Genomic DNA, 19,667 nt, shown 5'->3' with positions numbered 1-19,667 from the left:
GGTCAGCTCCCCTTCGCCGGGACGAGTTGCAGGTAGATCGTGGTGAGCACGAAGTTCAGCAGGAACAGCAGCAGGAAGGTGATGACCACGGACTGGTTCACCGCGTCGCCGACGCCCTTCGGGCCGCCCTTGGGGTTGAGCCCGCGGTAGGAGGCGACGATCGCCGCCACGAAACCGAAGATGACCGCCTTGATCTCGCTGATCCACAGGTCGGGCAGCTGCGCCAGTGCGGAGAAACTCGCCAGATAGGCGCCGGGCGTGCCGTTCTGCATGATGACGTTGAAGAAATAGCCGCCCAGCACGCCGACGACGCTGACCATGCCGTTGAGGAACGCGGAAACCCCCATCGCGGCGAGCACCCGCGGCACGATGAGGCGCTGCACCGGCGAGACCCCGAGCACCTCCATCGCGTCGATTTCCTCGCGGATGGTGCGCGAGCCGAGGTCGGCGCAGATAGCGCTTCCCCCCGCCCCCGCGATGAGCAGTGCGGTGACGATCGGGCTGGCCTGCTGGATGATGGCGAGCACGCTGGCCGCGCCGGTGAACGACTGCGCGCCGATCTGCGTGGTCAGCGAGCCGATGTGCAGCGCGATGACCGCGCCGAAGGGGATCGCGACCAGCGCCGTCGGCAGGATCGAAACGCTCGCGATGAACCAGAACTGCTGGATCAGCTCGCGGGCCTGGAACGGGCGCCGGAAGGTCAGCCGGACGACGTCCAGCGCCAGCGCGTAGAGCCGTCCCGTCTGCCGCAGTGCGGCCGCGCCTGGGAAGGACGCCGACTTGGTCGCCATACCTGCCCCCAGTTTCCGGGCACGGTAAATACACCTCAGGTGAGTTATTCTCGATAGACCAAATGGTGGAATGAATCGAGACTAATCCTGAACCTGGTGTTACCGTGCGGTTTTTGTATCAGACCACTGCGTTACTGGTCGGTACGCTAACTTCGGCCGGAGGTAAGGACAAGAACTTGGGCAAGATCAAGGTGTCACGGCCTGGTAACCGTGGAAATCTTGTGCGTTTCTGATAAACGGCCGCGGCCACCTTGTCGGTTCTTTCGTATTTCCGATTGCTAGCGGGTGAGTTCCTTGACGAGCTCGTAGGAACGGACGCGATCGGCCTGGTCGTGGACCATCGTGGTGATCATGATCTCGTCGGCGCCGGTGTCCGCCAGTAGCCCATCGAGTCCCTTTCGGACAGTTTCGGGCGAGCCGACGTAGCTGCTCCCGAAGCGCTCCGCCAGGAACGCGCGGTCCATCTCGCTGTACTGGTACGCCGCGGCGTCCTCGGGCGTCGGCAGCGGGATGGGGCGGCCGCGGCGCAGGCTGAGGAACGTCAGTCCGCTCGGCGCGGCGAGGTACCGGGCGCGCTCGTCGGTCTCGGCGGCGACCACGGAAGTGCCGAGCATGACGTACGGCTCGGCCAGCACCTCCGACGGGCGGAAGGCGTCGCGGTAGATCTGGACGGCCGGGATGGTGTTCTCCGCGCTGAAGTGGTGCGCGAAGGAGAACGGCAGCCCGAGCTGCCCGGCCAGCTGCGCGCTGAAGCCGCTCGAACCGAGCAGCCAGAGGGGCGGCTTGTTGCCTTCGGCCGTGACGGCGTTGACCGCGCGCGCCTCAGAGTGCTCGAAGTAGTCGACAAGCTCGGCGAGCTGCTGCGGGAAGTTCTCCGCCGACAGCCCACCGGGACCCCGCAGCGCCAGCGCGGTGCGCTGGTCCGTGCCGGGCGCGCGGCCGATGCCGAGGTCGATCCGGCCGGGGTGGAAGGCCTCCAGAGTGCCGAACTGCTCGGCGATCACCAGCGGCGCGTGGTTGGGCAGCATGACCCCGCCGGAGCCGACCCGGATGCGCTCGGTCGCCTGCGCGACATGCCCGATCAGCACCGCGGTGGCCGAGCTCGCGATACCCGGCATGTTGTGGTGCTCGGCGAGCCAGTAGCGGTGGTAGCCCAGCCGCTCGGTCTCCCTCGCGAGGTCGACGGTGTTGCGCAGCGCCAGCCCGACATCACCCCCGCTCACGATGGGCGAAAGGTCGAGTACGGACAGCGGCACCTCAGACAGAGAACTCACGTCTGGTGACAACAAACCGCCGAACGGGTTTCTTCCACCATCCGCCCCGCGTCATCTCACGGATACCCGGGGACCCGCTGAAGGTCGCCCTTGGTGCGTTAGACCTGCTGAAGGTCGCCCTTGGTGCGGTGAGCGCAGCAAGGGCGACCTTCAGCCGGGCAGCCAGTCGGGGTTGGAGGCCAGGACGGTGAGCGCCTGGGTGGCCCGGGTGAGCGCGACGTAGAGGACGCGGCGGCCGGTGGTGGACTCGGTGATCAGGTCGTTCGGCTCGACGAGCACCACCGCGTCGTACTCCAGGCCCTTCGAGTCCAGGCTGCCGACGACCTTGAGCCGCTCGTCGGCCTGCCCGGCGAGCCACGCCTTGACCTCGGGCACCCTGTCCATCGCGGTGATCACGCCGACCGTGCCCTCGACCGAACCGAGCAGCTCCTTGGCCGCAGCCTGCGTGGCGACCTCCATCCCGGACGCCTCCACCGGCCGCACCTCGGGCACGACACCGGTGTTGCGGACCGCGCGCGGCAGCTCGTCGGCTTCCGCATGCCCGACGACCACCTTCGCGGCCAGGTCGAAGATCTCCGCCGAGTTCCGGTAGTTGGTGCGCAGGGTGAACCGGCGACGCGCGGTCTTGAGCCCGAACGCCTGGTCCCGCGCCTGCGCGGCCTCCGCCGGGTCCGGCCACGAGCTCTGCACCGGGTCGCCCACGACCGTCCAGCTCGCGTACTTCCCGCGCCGCCCGACCATCCGCCACTGCATCGGCGAAAGGTCCTGCGACTCGTCGACGACCACGTGCGAGTACTCGTCGTAGTGCTCGGGCCGGTGCGGGGCGCCGTTGCGGTCGGGGTTGACCTCGACGGTCGACCCGCGACGCTTCTTCGGCGGCGGGCCGATCAGCACCCGCAACTCGTCGAGCAGCGCGATGTCGGCCACCGTCCAGCCGCGCGAGCGGTCCGCCAGGTCGGCCGCGAGCAGGCTGATCTCGCCGCGGTTGAGGACGCCCTTGGCCGCCGCCGCGAGCCGCTTCTCATCGCCGAGCCAGCGCAGGATCTGTGCTGGGTACAGGATCGGCCACCACTCGACCAGGAAGCGGTGGAACTCGATCCGCTCGCCGAGTTCGCTGATGAGCTCCGGCTTGTCGACCGGCGACTTGCCGTCGTCCTTCGCGTGCTGGTCGGCCTTCGACGCGAGCGCCTCCAGCAGCAGTTCGGCCGCGCGGATGCGCGAACGGTTCGGCGGCCCGCCCGCCGAGTGCGCCTTCCGGCGCACCTTCTCGAGGTCCTTCGGGTTGAGCCGCAGCACCTCGCCGCGGTAGACGATCCGCATGTCGCCGGGCGCGTCCGGCGGGTTCTCCCGCAGCGCGCGCAGCAGTACGCGGCGGATCCGCAGCGAGCCCTTGATCGCGGCCAGCGGCGCGGCGTCCTGCCTGGTCGCCTCCAGCCCGTCGAGGACCTCGCCGAGCGCGCGCAGTTCGACGTTCGTCTCGCCCATCGACGGCAGCACCCGGGAGATGTAGCTGGTGAACACCCCGGACGGGCCGATCACCAGCACTCCCGCACCGCCGAGCTGACGGCGGTAGCGGTAGAGGAGGTATGCCGCGCGGTGCAGCGCGACGGCCGTCTTGCCGGTGCCGGGACCGCCGGTGATCTCGGTGACCCCGCGCCACGGCGCGCGGATGATGTCGTCCTGTTCCTTCTGGATCGTGGCGACGATGTCGCGCATCCGCTCGCCGCGCGAGCGCCCCAGCGCGGCCATCAGCGCGCCCTCGCCGACGATCTGCATGTCGTCGGGGACCGCGTCGGCGATCAGCACGTCGTCGTCGACGTCGAGCACGTTCTGCCCGGAGCAGCGGATCACCCGGCGCCGGATGACGTCCATCGGCTCCTCGGCGGTGGCCTGGTAGAAGGCCGCGGCCGCGGGGGCGCGCCAGTCGGTGACGAGGTTGTCGAACTCCACGTCGCGGATGCCGAGCCTGCCGACGTAAAGGGGTTCGTCGCTGGTGTGGTCGAGCCTGCCGAAGACCAGGCCCTCGTACTCGGCGTCGAGTGTTTGCAGGGTCTGGTTGGCGTGGAAGACCATCATGTCGCGCTCGAACAGCATCGAGGCCTGCTCGAAGATGGCTTCGCGACCGGCGCCGTGGCCGATCTCGTACCCCTTGGCGCGCATGGCCTCGGCCTGGACGCGCAACTCACCGAGCCGGGTGTACACCCGATCGACGTGGGCTTGTTCGATGGCGATCTCGGCCCGTCTGACCCGAGGTTCGGACACGCAACGCTCCTAAACAGGTGTATCGCCTCCGAGGGCGAAGAACGACTCTACGCGGTGCCGCGTCCGGGTTCACCAAGTCCCGGCCAACGCCACAGAGCGGTAAGGATGCGCGAAGATGGCGGCGTGACCAGGATCGTGGCGGGGAAGGCCGGCGGCAGGCGGTTGAAGGTGCCCCCGAAAGGCACCCGGCCCACGTCGGAGCGGGTGCGGGAGGCGCTTTTCAACGCACTCGAAGTCGCTGGCGAGCTCGACGGCTCCCGCGTGCTGGACCTCTACGCGGGCTCCGGCGCACTAGGACTCGAGGCGCTCTCTCGCGGCGCTTCCGACGCACTCTTCGTCGAGGCCGACAAGCGGGCGGCCGACGTCCTGCGCGGCAACGTCGCCACTGTGGGCCTGGGCGGGAGCGTCCGGATCGGCCAGGTCGAGACTGTGGCCGCCGCGACCGTGTCCCCGTCCGTCCGCTTCGACCTCGTGCTCGCCGACCCGCCGTACTCCGTGACCGGCGCCGAACTGGGCAAGGTGCTCGCCTCGCTGGCCACGGGGGAGTGGATCACCGAGGGTGGCCTGGTGATCGTCGAGCGGGCCGCTCGCGACGGCGACCCGGACTGGCCGGACGGCTTCGCGCCGACGCGGACCAAGCGCTACGGGGACACGGCTTTGTACTGGGCCACCTTCTCCTCGTGACGGTGTGACGCACCAGTCACGAGCGCGCGCGAGCTGGACGGGCTTGGTAGCGTCCGCACATGCGGCGTGCGGTCTGCCCCGGGTCCTACGACCCAGCCACCAACGGGCACCTCGACATCATCCACCGGGCCTCCAAGCTCTTCGACGAAGTCGTCGTGGCGGTCGGGATCAACAAGAGCAAAAAAGGCCTGTTCACCGTCGAGGAACGCCTGGACATGCTCCGGGAGACCACGGCCGACCTTCCGAACGTGCGGGTGGACTCGTGGCACGGGCTGCTCGTGGACTACTGCCGCGAGAACGACATCGCCGCTGTCACCAAGGGCCTGCGCTCGGTCAGCGACTTCGACTACGAGCTGCAGATGGCACAGATGAACCGTGAGCTGTCCGGGGTCGAGACGCTGCTGATGGCGAACAACCCGGCCTACGGGTTCGTGTCCAGTTCGCTGGTCAAGGAGGTCGCGGCCTTCGGCGGTGACATCGAGCACCTCGTGCCGCCGGTGGTTTTCACCCGGCTCAAGGCCAGGCTCGCCGAACGGGGCTGACCGGTTCACCCGATCGTTCGCAGACTTTCGTAGGGCTGCGCCGAACGGCTGGTCAGAGTTCACTTTCGCGTCTTCTGGCGAACACCCGATCGAGTTACGGTCCGAAAATGACCAACCATCGATCACGAGCCGTCGCCGCGCTGCTCGCCCTTGTCGTCATATTCCTCGGCGGAGCCGCTGTCGCGGAAGCCGCCCCGGCCGCCCCAGTCACCGTCCAGCAGAACAGCTGTGGCGTGCTGACGGGCTATCAGCACGTCGCGCTCGGCAGCCTCCCGAAGGAGGCGACCACCACGTACAACCTCATCCGGAAGGGTGGGCCGTTCCCCTACCCGAAGAACGACGGCGTCGTGTTCACCAACCGGGAGAACGTCCTCCCGAAGTGCGCCTCGAGCTACTACCACGAGTACACGGTGCCGACGCCCGGCGCGAGCAACCGCGGCACCCGGCGGATCGTCACCGGCACCGGCGGCGAGTACTTCTACACCGGTGATCACTACGCCACCTTCTCCGTGATCGACGTCTGAGCGGCTCCTTCAGGGACTTGCGGCCGGGTGTGTTCCGTCGGGGGACACGCCCGGCACCGGCCGCGTTCACCGGTTCAGGCGAGCTTCCGGGCAGACTGGTCCTCAGCGAAACGGGGATTGCTGGTAAGAGGGAGTGGCCGTGTACCGGGTTTTCGAGGCTCTCGACGAGCTCGTCACGATCGTGGAAGAGGCACGCGGGGTGCCGATGACGTCCAGTTGCGTCGTCCCCCGCGGTGACATGCTGGAGCTGCTGGACGACGTCCGCGACGCGCTGCCCGCCGAGGTCGACGACGCGCAGGACGTGCTCGACAAACGCGACGCGCTCATCCACGCGGCCAGGACCGAGGCGGGGGAGACCGTCGCCGGGGCCAACGCCGAGGCCGAGCGTTCGGTTTCGGAGGCCTCCGGCGAGGCCGAACGCGTGCTCGCCGACGCGCGTGACCGCGCTGAGCGGATGCTCGCCGACGCCCACGCCGAGGCCGAGCGGATGGTCGCCGCCGGGCAGGCCGAGTACCAGAACCTGACCGACCGCTCGCGGGCCGAGTCCGAGCGGATGGTCCAGGCCGGTCGTGACGCCTACGACCGGGCCATCGACGAGGGCCGCAACGAGCAGGGGCGGCTCGTGTCGCAGACCGAGGTCGTCCAGGCCGCGCACGCCGAGTCGGCCCGGATCGTCGACGAGGCTCACGCCGAGGCCGACCGGCAGCGCGTCGAGTGCGACGCGTACGTCGACGGGAAGCTGGCGGAGTTCTCGGAACTGCTGGCCACGACGCTGCGCACCGTCGACTCGGGCCGCAACCACCTGCGATCGCCCGCGAACCTCGGCGGCGGAGACCGCCGCACCGCCCTCTACGACTACCAGGGCTGAGCGGTCTCTGAAGGCCACCATGACGGCGTCTAACGCCGTCATGGTGGCCTTCAGAGACTTCCCAAGAGTCGCCGGTCGGCGAAACCGCCCAAACCCACCCACCACAGTTTTGCCGTGACCACAGGGTCTCCGCCGAGCTTTGCGAGGTGGAGACTTCACGCCGCGCGCCCTCTTTCAGGGCCGCCAGGCCCTCCCAACTCGCGACGGTAGGTCGCCCCCGTTAAAGCAAAACACGCGCTTACACTGGGTGTCAGGGGCGACCTGGCGGCGCGAGTTCGTGAGCGCGCTGGCCAAAAAACACAGGCTTCCAGCCGTACCTCTGGACGCAACCAGACTCTTCGGGGCTGCCCGGGGTCGTGGGTTAGTGGGTTGCAGGGCCTGCGTACCCTGGTAGGCGATATGTCTGAGCAGAAATCTTCGCAGGCCAAGCCTGCTCCGCTTGATAGTCGCAGTCCGTGGGTCGTCGATACCCGCGAGCTGGGTCGTCATGCCGGACTGAGTCGTTCCGTGCAGCGCTCCGTTTCCGTGGAGACTGCGCTCGGTGTGCCCGACGTCATCACCATCGACGTCGGGTCCGAGCTCGTGCTTGACCTGATGCTCGAGTCCGTGGTCGAAGGCGTGCTCGTCAGCGGCACCGCCACCGCCATCGCCACCGGGCACTGCGCCCGCTGCCTCGACCCGATCACCGAGGACGTCGAGGTGGACCTCACCGAGCTCTTCGCGTACCCGGGGTCGACCACCGAGGAGACCACCAGCGAGGAAGAGATCCCGCGCCTGGTGGACGACCGGATCGACCTTGAGCCCATCGTCCGCGACGCCGTGGTCCTGGCCTTTCCCCTCGCGCCGTTGTGCGAGGACGACTGCCTGGGTCTGTGCGTCGAATGCGGCGTCAAGTGGGCCGATCTCGAGCCGGGACACGGGCATGAGAAGATAGATCCCCGGTGGGCCGCCCTGGTCGAGCGTTTCGACGATGAGTCGGGCGAAGACCAGGCGAAAGGCCCCGGTAAGCAAGCCTGACGAGCACCAGCTCGATCCGGATGAAGGAAAGTTCGCTCGCGACTGCGGGCAGACCGTCTTAAGGAGATCTACTCGTGGCCGTCCCGAAGCGGAAGATGTCGCGGTCCAACACGCGGGCGCGTCGTAGCCAGTGGAAGGCTGCTCCGGTTCAGCTGGTGCCCTGCTCCAACCGCGCCTGCAAGCAGCCGAAACTGCAGCACATCGCGTGCCCGACGTGCGGCCAGCACAACGGGCGCCAGGTAGTCGAGCCCGCCTGATCGAGGTAAAGACCGACATGGGGGGAAAAACGACCGTGGGACCAGCAGCCGATCCCGCTCCGCTGCTGGAGGCGCTCGCGCTCACTTTTGAGCCCGAGCTGCTGACGCTGTCGCTGACCCACCGTTCTTATGCGTATGAGAACGGTGGGCTACCGCCCAACGAGCGTCTCGAGTTCCTCGGGGACGCCGTGCTCAGCCTGGTCGTCACCGACCACCTGTACAACACCCATCCCGACCTTCCCGAGGGTCAGCTCGCGAAACTGCGGGCCAGCGTGGTCAACATGCACGCGCTGGCCAGGGTCGCGCGAGGCCTCGGCGAAGGCGGGCTGGGTGCGCACCTCCTGCTCGGCAAGGGCGAAGTGCTCACCGGCGGCCGGGACAAGGCGAGCATCCTCGCGGACGGCCTCGAAGCCGTTATAGGAGCCGCCTTCCTGGAGCACGGCATCGAGATCGCCCGCAAGCTGGTGCACCACCTGTTCGACGGCCTGCTGGCCGAGGCGCCCCTGCGCGGGGCCGGCCTCGACTGGAAGACCAGCCTGCAGGAGCTCACCGCCTCAGCGGGTCTCGGCGTGCCCGAGTACAAGGTCGAGGACACCGGTCCCGACCACCGCAAGGAGTTCAGCGCCACGGTTCTCGTCGGAGGTCGTTCGCTGGGACACGGCACCGGTTCCACCAAGAAGGAAGCCGAGCAGAAGGCCGCCGAGACGGCTTGGCGCTCGCTGTCCTCCGAGCGTGGCATCGCGCAGCCCGAGTCGGACAACCCTCCGGCCGACTCCTGAACCGATGAAGCGTTGACGTGGTCAACAGCTAATCGGTAACCTTCTTTACGATCCGCCGCCATCAACGACCGCCCTCGCGGTCGTCTTCGAGAGGCGGGCGGATGAAATCCCCAGGTTCCTTCATCACCGTGGCGATCGTCACGGTTCTGGTGTCGGCCTTCACCCCGAGCCCGCCCGCGTCGGCCGCGCAGGTCGTCCGGGTCACTTCGCTCGGCGCACTGCAGACAGCGGTCGACAAGGCGAATCCCGGTGACCGGATCCAGCTGGCCGACGGCAGCTACACCGCGAGCAAAGCCTTGACCATCAAGCGTTCCGGCACCGCGGCCGCTCCCGTGACGGTCTCCGCGGAACACGTCGGCAAGGCCGAGATCAAGGGCTCGACAGGCTTCGCGTTCGCTTCGGGTGCCTCCTATGTCGTCCTCGAAGGCTTCAAGCTCCGCCACGGCGGCTCGATGAGCTTGCCCGCTGGCAGCAAGCACAACCGGTTGACCCGCAACGACATCCAGCTCAGCGGCGACGGCAACTGGGTCACCGCCAACGGCGACGACACCGAGATCGACCACAACGTCTTCCAGAACCGGACCAGCGCCGGGGTGTTCCTGCAGATCCTCGGGCCGGGCAACGCGATGGCCCAGCGGGTCCACGTGCACCACAACTACTTCTACAACCACCGGTTCGCGGGCTCGAACGGCGGCGAGTCGATCCGGCTCGGCCTGAGCAGCCACCAGAAGTACAGCGCCCACGCGCTGATCGAGGACAACCTGTTCGAGAAGGCCGACGGCGACTCCGAGGCGATCTCGGTCAAGTCGTCCGACAACGTGATCCGCGACAACACGATCCGCGACAGCCGCGGCTTCATCGTCCTGCGGCACGGCGATCGCAGTGTCGTCGAGGGCAATCTGCTGTTCGGCGACTCCGGCATCCGGTTCCACGGCAACGACCACAAGATCGTCAACAACTACGTGGCCACCACCGGGGGCCGCGGGATCATCTTCGGCTCCGGTGACGAAGCCGACAGCGGCTCCACCAGCAAGCTGCACGACCGGCCCGATCGCGACGTCGTCGCGTACAACACCGTGGTGGGTTCGAGCGACGTCATCCACGGTGACGGCGGAGCCTTCAAGCCGAAGGACTGCGTGCTGGCGAACAACATCCTGGTAGGCACCAAGGGCACGCTCGTCACCATGCCGAGTGGTTCGACGGTGAAGTACGAGGGCAACCTCGTGTTCGGCGCGACCCCGGGAATCCCGTCCGGTGGCTCGAAGACCGCGGATCCGAAGCTGGTCAAGGACGCCCACGGCCTGTTCCGGTTGTCCGCGGCCAGCCCCGCCATCAACGCCGGGGTGGGTTCGTACCCGTCCGCGGGCATGGACTTCGACGGCCAGGCCCGGTCCGGCAGGTACGACACCGGGGCCGACGAGTACTTCGCCACCGGCGCCACCCGGGTACCGTTGACGACCGCCGATGTCGGGCCGCTCGCCGCCTGATCGATAATCGGGGTATGCCCGAACTCCCCGAGGTCGAGGTGGTCCGCGCCGGCCTGCAGGCCCATGTGGCCGGCCGGACCATCGCCAAGGTCGAGGTGCTGCACGCGCGCGCCATCCGCCGTCACGTGCTCGGCGCCGACGACTTCACCGGCAGGCTCGCCGGTGTCCGTATCGAAGCCGCGCGGCGGCGCGGCAAGTACCTGTGGCTGGAGTTGTCGGACGAGCAGGCCGTGCTGGCGCACCTTGGGATGAGCGGGCAGATGCTCGTCCAGCCCGAAGGTGCTCCGGACGAGAAGCACCTTCGCGTGCGAGTCCGCTTCGCCGACGACGGGCCGGAGCTCCGCTTCGTCGACCAGCGCACTTTCGGCGGCCTGGCGCTCGCGGACCTCGTCGAGGTCGACGGTGCCACGCTGCCGAGCACCATCGCGCACATCGCCCGTGACCCGATGGACCCGGTGTTCGATCCCGACGCCGCCGTGCGCGCGCTGCGCTCGCGGCGGACCGAGGTCAAACGGGCCCTGCTGGACCAGACGCTGGTGTCCGGCGTGGGCAACATCTATGCCGACGAGTCGTTGTGGCGCTCGAAGCTGCACTGGGCACGCTCGACCGAGAAGCTCACCACGGCACAGGGCCGGACGCTGATCGCCGCGGCGACCGACGTGATGAACGAGGCGCTGCAAGCGGGCGGGACCTCGTTCGACGCGCTGTACGTCAACGTCAACGGCCAGTCCGGCTACTTCGACCGCTCGCTCGACGCCTACGGCCAGGAGGGCCTGCCGTGCGGCCGCTGTGGCACGCCGATCCGGCGCGACCCGTTCATGAACCGGTCCTCGTTCTCCTGCCCGCGCTGCCAGCCGAGGCCCCGGTCGAAGTAGCTCGCGTTGATGCCAACCGTAGCAGCATCAACTAGAATGAATATGGGCAAGGTAAGGGAGTGGGATGGTGGCCGCCGCGGAGCCGGGTAAGACGACCCTCGCCGAGAAGATCGACAAGCTGTTCCAGGTCGTGCGAAGACCGGATCGTGAGCCCTACAGCCACGAAGAGGTCGCCACGGCCTGCCGTGAGGCGACCGGCGAGAGTTTTTCCACGACCTACCTCTGGCAGTTGCGCACCGGGCGGCGGGATAATCCCACCAAGCGGCATCTGGAGGCGCTGGCCCAGTTTTTCCAGGTGCCACCGGCATACTTCTTCGACGACGCGCAGAGCCTGAAGATCGCCGAAGAGCTCGCCCTGCTGGGTGCGCTGCGCGACGCGGGCGTCCGTGACGTCGCATTGCGAGCCGTGACCCTTTCGGCTGATGGACTGGACACGATCAGTGACATGATCGACGCGATAGCCCGCAGGGAGGCAGGTCGCGGCGGCGCGCGGAAGGGGGACTAGGTGGTGATGGACCGGCAGCGCAAGCAGTTGTGGCGGCGATGTCGCCGGCTCGCCGACACGGTCACCCTGCCAGAGCCCTTCGACGCGGAGGCCTTCGTCGCCCTGCTAGCCCGACAACGCGGCCGCCCGATCGAGCTGATGCCGGTCAGCGTGCCCTCCGGTGGCCCGTGCGGGCTGCTGATGAGCACCGAGCGGGCCGACTACATCCTCTGCCCGACCGACACGACAGCCCTGCACCAGCGGCACATCCTGCTGCACGAGGTCGGTCACCTGCTCTGCGGGCACACGGGATCCGGCGCGGGTGCGGACGGCGCGGCCCTCGACGCCGCGGTCACCGGGACGCTGATGCCGAACCTCTCGCCCGAGCTCGTCCGCCGGGTCCTCGGCCGGACGACGTACACCGAGGTCCAGGAACGCGAGGCCGAGCTGCTCGCGACGCTGCTGGCGCAACGGGTCGCCCGCACGGAAGGGTTCCGCGACACCCCGGCGTCCGACGAACGCGACGGTGAGATCGCCGGCGGGATGGCGCGGATCGACACCTTCCTCGGCAAGAATCCCCGAAAACGCACGCCGTGATCGAGACGCTGGCGTACCTCTGCTGCGTGCTGTGTTTTGTCGCGTACAGCTACAAACTGGTCGAATCCCGGCGCACCCAGCCACTCCGCGGGCTCTGGTATCTCAGCGGTTTCGGGATCTGCATCGCCAGCGGCATCGTGGTGCTCACCCCGGCGGTCGAGTCGCTCGTAGGCGGCGTCGAGCCGTGGGTGAACCTGGTCAACCTCGCGGGCGACATGCTCAAGGTCGGTGCCATCACGTTCGCGGTCGCGTTCGCGCGTTCCATGCAACAGGGCGAAAACGTGCGCCGCGGCTGGCTGCCCTTCGCCGTGATGGCCGTGGTCATGGTGCTCGAGTCCGTGCTGTTCTTCGCGGCGCGGCCCTATCGCGAGGGCGACCACGTCGTCCCCGGTCCAGGCGGTGTGCCGCTGTACATCGCCTACTGCGCGGTCTTCTGGCTCTATGACATGGTCATGCTGACGCTGTTCATCCGCGTCTTCGCCCGCTTCGCCCGGTTCGCCGAGGCGGGCCTGCTGCGCACCGGGCTGTGGATGATCGTGTCCGGGGTGAGTGTCGGCCTGGTGTGGGCGTTCTGGAACATCGACGACATCTACCGGCTGCTCCACCAGGGCAAGGTGGAGGCCGGTGAGGACAACGTCTCCGCGGTGCTCGCCGCCTTGTGCGTCGGGCAGGTGGTCGCGGGTGCGACGCTGAGCCTGTGGGGTCCCCGCCTGGCGGCCCCGGCCCGCTCGTGGCGCGCGTACCGGCGTTACCGCCGGATCGAGCCATTGTGGACGGCGCTGTGTTCGGCTGTTCCCGGCATCGCCCTCTACCCCGGCCGCCACCTCCCCGGCGGAGCCGAGTTCGTGTTGTACCGCAGGGTCATCGAGATCCGTGACGGCCAGCTGGCACTGCGGCCGTACTTCGACCCTCAGCTCCCGGAGCGCGCGGAGGCCGAAGCCCGCCGCTCCGGCGTCCCCGAGCCGCAGATCCCGGCGACGGTCGAGGCGGCGTCCATCGCGGCCGCACTGGTCGCCTCAAAGGCAGGCCGCTGCTACCGCGCGGAGGGCACTTCGCCGCCCGCGGCGTATTTCCGCGACGGTGACGTCGAGGCCGAAGCCACTTGGCTCGTCGAGGTGACCCGAGCTTGGCGCACGTCGCCCGTGGTCGAGGTCATCCGCTCGCAGGCCCGCGAGGACGTCGCCTCCACGGTGTGAAGCCTCTACGCGCGCTTCGCTGAGGCGAGCTGGGACAGCTCTTCGACGGCTTGTCGATCAATCCCGGGCAGCGGCCGTTACGACACACGGGCTGACGCGGTGCGCACTACTGTGCATTGCGTGGTACCTTCCTTAACGTAAGACTGGAGGGATCAGTGGAGATCAGTCAGCTGCTCAAGGGTGTGCTCGATCTCGCGGTCCTCGCGGTGCTCCGCGGGGACGATGGCTACGGCTACGACGTGCTCCGGCGGTTGAGACTCGCCGGGCTGGAGGAGGTGGGGGATGCGTCGGTGTACGGGACGCTGCGACGGCTGTACAAGGCCGGCCTGCTCACGTCGTATGTCGTGCCCAGCGAGGCAGGGCCGCACAGGAAGTACTACAGCTTGAACGAGCCGGGGCGTGAACGTCTCGCGGAGTCGGGGAAGACCTGGCAGAGCTTCGCGTCGACGATGAACGGACTGTTGGGAGAGGCAGCATGAGCACGCAGAATCCGACCGCCGTGCGGGTGTATCTGGCGAGGGTCAGGACCGCGCTCGCCGACCTGCCTGACAGCGAGGTCGAGGAAATCCTGGAGGACGTCCGGCCGCACCTGGCCGAGATGGAGTCCGAGCTGGGGGAAGGCGCCAAGGTCGAGGGGCTGATCGACAAGCTGGGCACCCCGGAGAGCTACGCGGCCGAATTGCGGTCGTCGGGCGGCTATCCGCCGCGTGCCGACGATCCGGCCGTGGTGGTGGCCGCGAAGGCCGGTTCGCCTGGCCGCAAAGGGCCGCGGTTCGCGTTCTGGGGGCTGGCGTTCTGCTGTCTCGGGATCGCTATGTTCGCGTTCGCCTCGGCGTCGAGTATGCAGCCGGGCGTGCTGATGGGCGTGGTGCTCTTCCTGCCCGTGCTCGCGGGCACCATCTGGTACGTCATGACCCGCGGCGTCCGGCCGGTCGCGGAGCTGCCCGAGGTCGTCAAGCTCAAGGGGTTCCTCGACCAGGCCAACGACAACCACAACGGCAAGGTGATCACCTACCTGCGGTCGCTCAAACCGGCCTGGTGGATCCTGTGCGCGTTCGCGCTGGTCGGGTTCGGGCTCTTCATGCTGCTGGGGCATTCCTACGCCGCGGTGCTGCTGCCGGTCATGCTGGCGGCCGCGGTGCTCATCGTCTGGGTCGGCACGCGGATCGCCACCGAGCGGCGGCTGCTGTGGCTGGCCGTCCCGATCTCGGCGTTCGTCGTCGGCATCGTGTTCGGCGGGCTCGGCAAGGCCACCGAGGTGATGGCGAGGAGCGGGCCCTCGTACTACCCGGGGTCGTCCTACCCGGCCGGTTACCAGGACTCTTACGGCAACTCGCAGCTGACGTACGGCAGCTCGTCGATCGACAACGTCTACGCGTTCGACGCCGAGGGCAAGCCGATTCCCGAGGTCTACCTCTACGACGAACGTGGCCGCCCACTGAGCACGACGCGCTACGTGTGCGAGAAGTCTTCGGGCGGACGCCAGAAGGTCGGTGAGGACAACCGCTATCCGCGGCCCAACATCGAGGAAGGCGTCACCGACGACCAGGGCAACTTCAACGGCTACAACGGTTATCGCGGCTCCTGCCGCGAAAACGCCAACGTGCCGTTCAGCGCGGCGATCCCCAAGGGCGCCAAGGTGTCGCCGTCTTCGCCCAGTGCGAGCCCGAGCGCGACGCCGTTGCCGTCGCCGTCGCCGTCCACCACTGCCGCTCAGCCCACCCGCTAGCGGTTGCGACGCTGCTGGAGCGAGAGGTCGGGGCTCGCTCCCGTAGCACGAAGCGCCCCCAGGTCGCGTTGACCAGGGGGCGCTTCTTTGTCGCTGAACCGGTTTGTCGCTGAACCGGTTAGTGCCCGAAGGCCTTGCGGGCGGCGAGATCGGCGAGCAGTTCACGACCCTTTTCGGCGTTGCGCGGCTGCGACAGGACGTCATAGCGGCGCGCCACCAGCTGGCTCTGTGAGATGAACCCGCGCTTGTTCTTGTTCGCCGCGTAACCGAGCGCGCCGAACAGCAGGTTGAAGCCGATACCGGCGACCAAGCCGATGAGGATCGGGACGAGGCCGGCGCCGGGGTTCATCAGGCTCAGGATCAGGCCGAGGAACACACCGAACATCGCGCCGGACATGGCCGCGCTGCTCAGCACCTTGTTCCAGCCCAGTTTCCCGGCGATGCGCTCGACGAGGATCGGCTCGACGCCGACGATCGTGACGTCGGTGACCGGGAAGTCGGCCCCCGCGAGGTGGTCGACGGCGTGCTGGGCGTCGGTGTAGGACTCGTACGAGCCGATCGGCCACCCGCTGGGCAGTGTCGGCACGCCGGCCCGTGCCCGCGGCTCGGTGAACGTGGTCTGTGTGAATGCTTGGGTCATGCGTTCTCACCTCTCTTGCCCTCTTCAACGCACGCGGGGGGCGAAACGGTCCCGGCGCGGCCGGATTCACAGACTGCTCTCAGCTGGGCATCCCGGACAAACCGGCCGCAGACCTCAATGGGTAACGGACTATTCCATTGGAAAAGTTGACCGGGTGCCATTGACCGGGTAAGAAGAACCCTCAAAGGATCCGTTTCGAACCTTTGGGTGGCATAGATGGCGGCTAGACGAGGCATGCTCACGCTCGATCGGCTCCGCGAGCTAATCGCCGACGGCACCATCGACACGGTGCTCGTCGCGATCACCGACATGCAGGGCCGGTTGCAGGGTAAACGGGTCTACGCGGAGTACTTCCTCGAGGAGGTCGTCGGGCACGCGACCGAGGCCTGCAACTACCTCCTCGCGGTCGACGTCGACATGAACACCGTCGACGGCTATGCGATGTCCTCGTGGGAGAGCGGCTACGGCGACTTTGTGCTGCGGCCGGACCTCGACACGCTGCGCCTGATCCCGTGGCAGGAGGGCACCGCGCTGGTGCTGGCCGACCTGGAGCTGGTCAAGGGCGGTGAGGTCCCGCCGTCGCCGCGGCAGATCCTGCGCAAGCAGCTCGACCGGCTCGCCGAGCGCGGGCTCACCGCGTTCGTCGGCACCGAGCTGGAGTTCATCGTCTTCGACGAGACGTACGAGGCCGCGTGGGACAAGGCGTACCGCGACCTGAAGCCCGCGAACCAGTACAACGTCGACTACTCGATGCTCGGCACCGCGCGCCTCGAGCCGCTGCTGCGCCGCATCCGCAACGAGATGGCGGGCGCGGGGCTCTACCCCGAGTCGGCCAAGGGCGAGTGCAACCTCGGCCAGCAGGAGATCGCGTTCCGCTACACCGACGCGCTCGCCAGCTGCGACAACCACGGCATCTACAAGAACGGTGCGAAGGAGATCGCCGCGCAGGAGGGCAAGGCCCTCACCTTCATGGCGAAGTACAACGAGCGCGAGGGCAACTCCTGCCATATCCACATCAGCCTGCGCTCGACCGACGGCGAAGCCGTGCTGGCGGGTGACGGGCCCGGCGGGTTCTCACCGCTGATGGAGCACTTCATGGCCGGGCAGCTCGCCGGGCTGCGTGAGCTCGCGTACTTCCTCGCGCCGAACATCAACTCCTACAAGCGTTTCTCGCCCGGCAGCTTCGCACCGACCACGGTCGCCTGGGGTACGGACAACCGTAGCTGCGCGCTGCGGGTCGTCGGCCACGGTCAGTCGTTGCGCGTCGAGAACCGGGTGCCGGGCGGCGACGTCAACCCGTACCTCGCGGTCGCCGCGCTCATCGCTGCCGGGCTGCACGGCATCGACAACAAGCTCGCGCTGGAGCCCGAGCTCAGCGGCAACGCGTACGAGGCGGGGGAGAGCGGCGCGAAGCCGACCGTGCCCAGCACGCTGCGCGAGGCCGCCACCCTGTTCGGCGAGAGCAAGCTGGCTCGGGAGGCGTTCGGCGACGACGTCGTCGAGCACTACCAGAACGCCGCGCGCGTCGAGCTCAAGGCGTTCGACGCCGCCGTCACCGACTGGGAGCGGATCCGTGGTTTCGAACGGCTCTAAGCCCGTCATCGGGCTGACGACCTACGTGGAGCCCGCGCGGTTCCTGGTGTGGGAGACCGAAGCCGCGCTGCTGCACCGGGTGTACGTCGACTCGGTCGTGGCCGCCGGTGGCGTGCCGGTGCTGCTGCCGCCGGTGACGGACGCGTACGCCGAGCTGGTGTCCACTGTGGATGGTCTGGTGCTGGTCGGCGGTGCGGACGTCGACCCGACGCGGTACGGCCAGGAACCGCACGCGACGACGTACACCCGGCCCAACCGGGACACGTTCGAGTTCGGGCTGCTGGACGCGGCCCTGGCCGCGGGCGTGCCAGTGCTCGGCGTGTGCCGTGGCCTGCAGGTCCTCAGCGTCGCGCTGGGCGGGACGTTGGCCCAGCACCTGCCTGACGCGACCGGCAGCACCGAGCACCAGCCCGCCCCGGGAACGTTCGGGACGAGCACGGTCTCGCTCGCCGAAGGCAGCAGGGCGGCGTCGATCCTGGGCGCCGAGACCAAGGTCCAGTGCTACCACCACCAGGCGATCGACCGGCTCGGTGACGGCCTCGTGCCGGTCGGCTGGGCCGCGGACGGCACGATCGAGGCCGCCGAACGGCCCGGTGACGACTTCGTATTGGGCATCCAATGGCATCCCGAGCAGGACACCGAAGACGTACGGCTTTTCGCGGCACTCGTCGAGGCCTCGTCCCGATACAAGGAGAGCAAATGAGCACGTTCGACGTGATCAACCCCGCCACCGAACAGGTGGTGCGGTCGGTCGCGCTGACCACGGCGGAGGAGACCGACGCGGCGATCGCCAGGGCGCAGAACGCGTTCCCCGGCTGGCGCGACGTCTCGCCGGGGGACCGCGCGCGGCTGCTGCGCCGGTTCGCCGACGCCGTCGAGGCCGACCTGGAGAACCTCGCGCAGCTGGAGGTCACCAACTCCGGGCACACCATCGGGAACGCGCGCTGGGAAGCGGGCAACGTCCGTGACGTGCTCAACTACTACTCGGCGGCCCCCGAACGGCTGAACGGCAAGCAGATCCCGGTCCCCGGTGGGGTGAACCTGACCTTCCAGGAGCCACTGGGCGTGGTCGGCGTGATCGTGCCGTGGAACTTCCCGATGCCCATCGCGGGCTGGGGTTTCGCGCCCGCGCTCGCCGCCGGGAACACCGTCGTCCTGAAGCCCGCGGAGCTCACGCCCTTGACGGCGATCCGGCTGGGCGAGCTGGCGCGTGAGGCGGGCATCCCCGAGGACGTCTTCCAGGTGCTTCCGGGCAAGGGATCCGTTGTCGGGCAACGGTTTGTGGACAACCCCGGCGTCCGCAAGGTCGTCTTCACCGGCTCGACCGAGGTCGGCAAGCAGATCATGGCGGGCTGCGCCGCGCAGGTGAAGCGGGTGACCCTGGAGCTTGGCGGCAAGAACGCGAACATCGTGTTCGCCGACTCCGACCTGGAGAGGGCCGCCGCCGCCGCGCCGTACGGCGTGTTCGACAACGCCGGTCAGGACTGCTGCGCGCGGTCGCTGATCCTGGTGCAGGCCAGCGTGTACGACCGGTTCATGGAGCTGCTCGAACCCGCTGTGCACGGCGTCGTCGTCGGCGATCCCGGCTCGGAGAAGACCGAGATGGGCCCGCTGATTTCCGCGCAGCACCACGCCAAGGTGACCTCGTACGTGCCGGGCAACGCGCCCGTCGCGTTCCGCGGCAGCGCACCGGAGGGGCCGGGCTACTGGTTCCCGCCGACCGTCGTCGTCCCGCCGAGCCTGCAGGATCCCCTTGCCGCGGACGAGATCTTCGGCCCGGTCGTGGCGGTGTTGCCGTTCAAGGACGACGCCGAGGCCGTGACCATGGCCAACACCACCGAGTACGGCCTGTCCGGCTCGATCTGGACCCGGGACGTCGGCCGGGCGCTGCGGGTTTCGCGGGCCGTCGAGGCCGGGAACCTGTCGGTCAACTCGCACTCCTCGGTGCGCTACTGGACACCGTTCGGCGGGTTCAAGCAGTCCGGCCTCGGCCGCGAACTCGGCCCGGACGCCGTCGACGCCTTCACCGAAACCAAAAACGTATTCCTGAGCACGGAGGACTGAGCAC

20 protein-coding genes and 1 pseudogene are annotated in these 19,667 nt (G+C 68.4%); 17 read left to right on the top strand and 4 right to left on the bottom strand.

Translation table 11 applies throughout. The features are described from left to right. Nucleotides 1-2: 2 nt before the first annotated feature. From QMK34_RS00275 to QMK34_RS00265, 3 genes are all read right to left on the bottom strand, one after another. The gene (locus tag QMK34_RS00275) at nucleotides 3-791 is read right to left on the bottom strand and encodes an MlaE family ABC transporter permease (RefSeq protein WP_326409940.1); all 789 of its coding nucleotides are present in this window, start codon (nucleotides 789-791) and stop codon (nucleotides 3-5) included. A gap of 278 nt (nucleotides 792-1,069) precedes the next feature. After that, a complete protein-coding gene (locus tag QMK34_RS00270; RefSeq protein WP_326409937.1) occupies nucleotides 1,070-2,065 on the bottom strand; it encodes an LLM class flavin-dependent oxidoreductase in 996 nt (331 codons plus the stop codon). Nucleotides 2,066-2,215: 150 nt separating this feature from the next. Further along, nucleotides 2,216-4,327, bottom strand: coding sequence for a HelD family protein (locus QMK34_RS00265; RefSeq protein WP_326409935.1), 2,112 nt, complete (start codon nucleotides 4,325-4,327; stop codon nucleotides 2,216-2,218). A gap of 123 nt (nucleotides 4,328-4,450) precedes the next feature. Between QMK34_RS00265 and rsmD the strand changes: the two genes are divergently transcribed. From rsmD to QMK34_RS00195, 14 genes and pseudogenes are all read left to right on the top strand, one after another. After that, nucleotides 4,451-5,011: a 16S rRNA (guanine(966)-N(2))-methyltransferase RsmD gene (gene rsmD / locus QMK34_RS00260; RefSeq protein WP_326409932.1), complete on the top strand. Its 561-nt coding sequence runs from the start codon at nucleotides 4,451-4,453 to the stop codon at nucleotides 5,009-5,011. A 59-nt stretch (nucleotides 5,012-5,070) separates the two neighbouring features. Continuing rightward, nucleotides 5,071-5,553 (top strand): pantetheine-phosphate adenylyltransferase, encoded by a 483-nt coding sequence (gene coaD / locus QMK34_RS00255; protein WP_326409930.1) that lies wholly within the window; start codon nucleotides 5,071-5,073, stop codon nucleotides 5,551-5,553. Between the two features lie 107 nt (nucleotides 5,554-5,660). Beyond that, a pseudogene (locus tag QMK34_RS00250) lies at nucleotides 5,661-6,074 on the top strand (ribonuclease domain-containing protein); the annotation flags it as partial. 142 nt (nucleotides 6,075-6,216) lie between these two features. After that, the gene (locus QMK34_RS00245) at nucleotides 6,217-6,945 is read left to right on the top strand and encodes a DivIVA domain-containing protein (protein ID WP_326409928.1); all 729 of its coding nucleotides are present in this window, start codon (nucleotides 6,217-6,219) and stop codon (nucleotides 6,943-6,945) included. Nucleotides 6,946-7,344: 399 nt separating this feature from the next. Further along, entirely contained in the window at nucleotides 7,345-7,962 is a 618-nt protein-coding gene (locus QMK34_RS00240; protein WP_326409926.1) for a YceD family protein, read from the top strand. Between the two features lie 74 nt (nucleotides 7,963-8,036). Further along, complete coding sequence (rpmF, locus tag QMK34_RS00235; protein WP_297548837.1) at nucleotides 8,037-8,219, top strand: 50S ribosomal protein L32; 183 nt, start codon at nucleotides 8,037-8,039, stop codon at nucleotides 8,217-8,219. Between the two features lie 17 nt (nucleotides 8,220-8,236). Beyond that, on the top strand, nucleotides 8,237-8,998 hold the full coding sequence (rnc, locus tag QMK34_RS00230; RefSeq protein WP_326409920.1) for a ribonuclease III: 762 nt from the start codon (nucleotides 8,237-8,239) through the stop codon (nucleotides 8,996-8,998). 101 nt (nucleotides 8,999-9,099) lie between these two features. Then, entirely contained in the window at nucleotides 9,100-10,485 is a 1,386-nt protein-coding gene (locus QMK34_RS00225) for a polysaccharide lyase 6 family protein (protein ID WP_326409918.1), read from the top strand. Nucleotides 10,486-10,499: 14 nt separating this feature from the next. Next, on the top strand, nucleotides 10,500-11,360 hold the full coding sequence (mutM, locus tag QMK34_RS00220) for a bifunctional DNA-formamidopyrimidine glycosylase/DNA-(apurinic or apyrimidinic site) lyase (protein WP_326409915.1): 861 nt from the start codon (nucleotides 10,500-10,502) through the stop codon (nucleotides 11,358-11,360). A 64-nt stretch (nucleotides 11,361-11,424) separates the two neighbouring features. Then, on the top strand, nucleotides 11,425-11,865 hold the full coding sequence (locus tag QMK34_RS00215; RefSeq protein ID WP_326409913.1) for an XRE family transcriptional regulator: 441 nt from the start codon (nucleotides 11,425-11,427) through the stop codon (nucleotides 11,863-11,865). 6 nt (nucleotides 11,866-11,871) lie between these two features. Continuing rightward, on the top strand, nucleotides 11,872-12,441 hold the full coding sequence (locus tag QMK34_RS00210; RefSeq protein WP_326410224.1) for a hypothetical protein: 570 nt from the start codon (nucleotides 11,872-11,874) through the stop codon (nucleotides 12,439-12,441). Next, entirely contained in the window at nucleotides 12,438-13,637 is a 1,200-nt protein-coding gene (locus tag QMK34_RS00205; RefSeq protein WP_326409911.1) for an MAB_1171c family putative transporter, read from the top strand. Before QMK34_RS00210 ends, QMK34_RS00205 begins: the two co-directional genes overlap by 4 nt. Nucleotides 13,638-13,792: 155 nt before the next feature. Continuing rightward, nucleotides 13,793-14,116: a PadR family transcriptional regulator gene (locus QMK34_RS00200; protein ID WP_326409909.1), complete on the top strand. Its 324-nt coding sequence runs from the start codon at nucleotides 13,793-13,795 to the stop codon at nucleotides 14,114-14,116. Then, the gene (locus tag QMK34_RS00195) at nucleotides 14,113-15,366 is read left to right on the top strand and encodes an HAAS signaling domain-containing protein (RefSeq protein WP_326409907.1); all 1,254 of its coding nucleotides are present in this window, start codon (nucleotides 14,113-14,115) and stop codon (nucleotides 15,364-15,366) included. The genes QMK34_RS00200 and QMK34_RS00195 overlap by 4 nt, the downstream gene beginning before the upstream one ends. 118 nt (nucleotides 15,367-15,484) lie before the next feature. Here the strand turns inward: QMK34_RS00195 and QMK34_RS00190 are convergent, their stop codons facing one another. Next, nucleotides 15,485-16,006, bottom strand: coding sequence for a general stress protein (locus tag QMK34_RS00190; protein WP_326409905.1), 522 nt, complete (start codon nucleotides 16,004-16,006; stop codon nucleotides 15,485-15,487). Nucleotides 16,007-16,222: 216 nt separating this feature from the next. On the opposite strand from QMK34_RS00190, the gene QMK34_RS00185 reads away from it, so the two are divergent. The 3 genes from QMK34_RS00185 to QMK34_RS00175 are packed head-to-tail and all read left to right on the top strand — an operon-like array spanning nucleotide 16,223 to nucleotide 19,663. After that, nucleotides 16,223-17,599, top strand: a complete 1,377-nt coding sequence (locus QMK34_RS00185; RefSeq protein ID WP_326409903.1) for a glutamine synthetase family protein — start codon at nucleotides 16,223-16,225, stop codon at nucleotides 17,597-17,599. After that, nucleotides 17,580-18,302: a gamma-glutamyl-gamma-aminobutyrate hydrolase family protein gene (locus QMK34_RS00180; protein ID WP_326409901.1), complete on the top strand. Its 723-nt coding sequence runs from the start codon at nucleotides 17,580-17,582 to the stop codon at nucleotides 18,300-18,302. Before QMK34_RS00185 ends, QMK34_RS00180 begins: the two co-directional genes overlap by 20 nt. Then, nucleotides 18,299-19,663 (top strand): aldehyde dehydrogenase family protein, encoded by a 1,365-nt coding sequence (locus tag QMK34_RS00175; protein WP_326409899.1) that lies wholly within the window; start codon nucleotides 18,299-18,301, stop codon nucleotides 19,661-19,663. The genes QMK34_RS00180 and QMK34_RS00175 overlap by 4 nt, the downstream gene beginning before the upstream one ends. Nucleotides 19,664-19,667 lie beyond the last annotated feature (4 nt).

The sequence above is a fragment of the Amycolatopsis sp. H20-H5 genome, from assembly GCF_035828755.1.
GTDB lineage: Bacteria > Actinomycetota > Actinomycetes > Mycobacteriales > Pseudonocardiaceae > Amycolatopsis.
Note: the sequence above shows the minus strand (reverse complement) of the source record. Positions and strands in the feature narration are given on the sequence as shown.

What these genes read in the sequence shown, in the direction of transcription:
- QMK34_RS00275 (WP_326409940.1), bottom strand. Translation starts at nt 791, where the DNA reads ATGGCGACCAAGTCGGCGTCCTTCCCAGGCGCGGCCGCACTGCGGCAG.
- coaD (WP_326409930.1), top strand. Translation starts at nt 5,071, where the DNA reads ATGCGGCGTGCGGTCTGCCCCGGGTCCTACGACCCAGCCACCAACGGG.
- QMK34_RS00240 (WP_326409926.1), top strand. Translation starts at nt 7,345, where the DNA reads ATGTCTGAGCAGAAATCTTCGCAGGCCAAGCCTGCTCCGCTTGATAGT.
- rnc (WP_326409920.1), top strand. Translation starts at nt 8,237, where the DNA reads ATGGGGGGAAAAACGACCGTGGGACCAGCAGCCGATCCCGCTCCGCTG.
- QMK34_RS00225 (WP_326409918.1), top strand. Translation starts at nt 9,100, where the DNA reads ATGAAATCCCCAGGTTCCTTCATCACCGTGGCGATCGTCACGGTTCTG.
- mutM (WP_326409915.1), top strand. Translation starts at nt 10,500, where the DNA reads ATGCCCGAACTCCCCGAGGTCGAGGTGGTCCGCGCCGGCCTGCAGGCC.
- QMK34_RS00215 (WP_326409913.1), top strand. Translation starts at nt 11,425, where the DNA reads ATGGTGGCCGCCGCGGAGCCGGGTAAGACGACCCTCGCCGAGAAGATC.
- QMK34_RS00210 (WP_326410224.1), top strand. Translation starts at nt 11,872, where the DNA reads ATGGACCGGCAGCGCAAGCAGTTGTGGCGGCGATGTCGCCGGCTCGCC.
- QMK34_RS00195 (WP_326409907.1), top strand. Translation starts at nt 14,113, where the DNA reads ATGAGCACGCAGAATCCGACCGCCGTGCGGGTGTATCTGGCGAGGGTC.
- QMK34_RS00190 (WP_326409905.1), bottom strand. Translation starts at nt 16,006, where the DNA reads ATGACCCAAGCATTCACACAGACCACGTTCACCGAGCCGCGGGCACGG.
- QMK34_RS00185 (WP_326409903.1), top strand. Translation starts at nt 16,223, where the DNA reads ATGGCGGCTAGACGAGGCATGCTCACGCTCGATCGGCTCCGCGAGCTA.
- QMK34_RS00175 (WP_326409899.1), top strand. Translation starts at nt 18,299, where the DNA reads ATGAGCACGTTCGACGTGATCAACCCCGCCACCGAACAGGTGGTGCGG.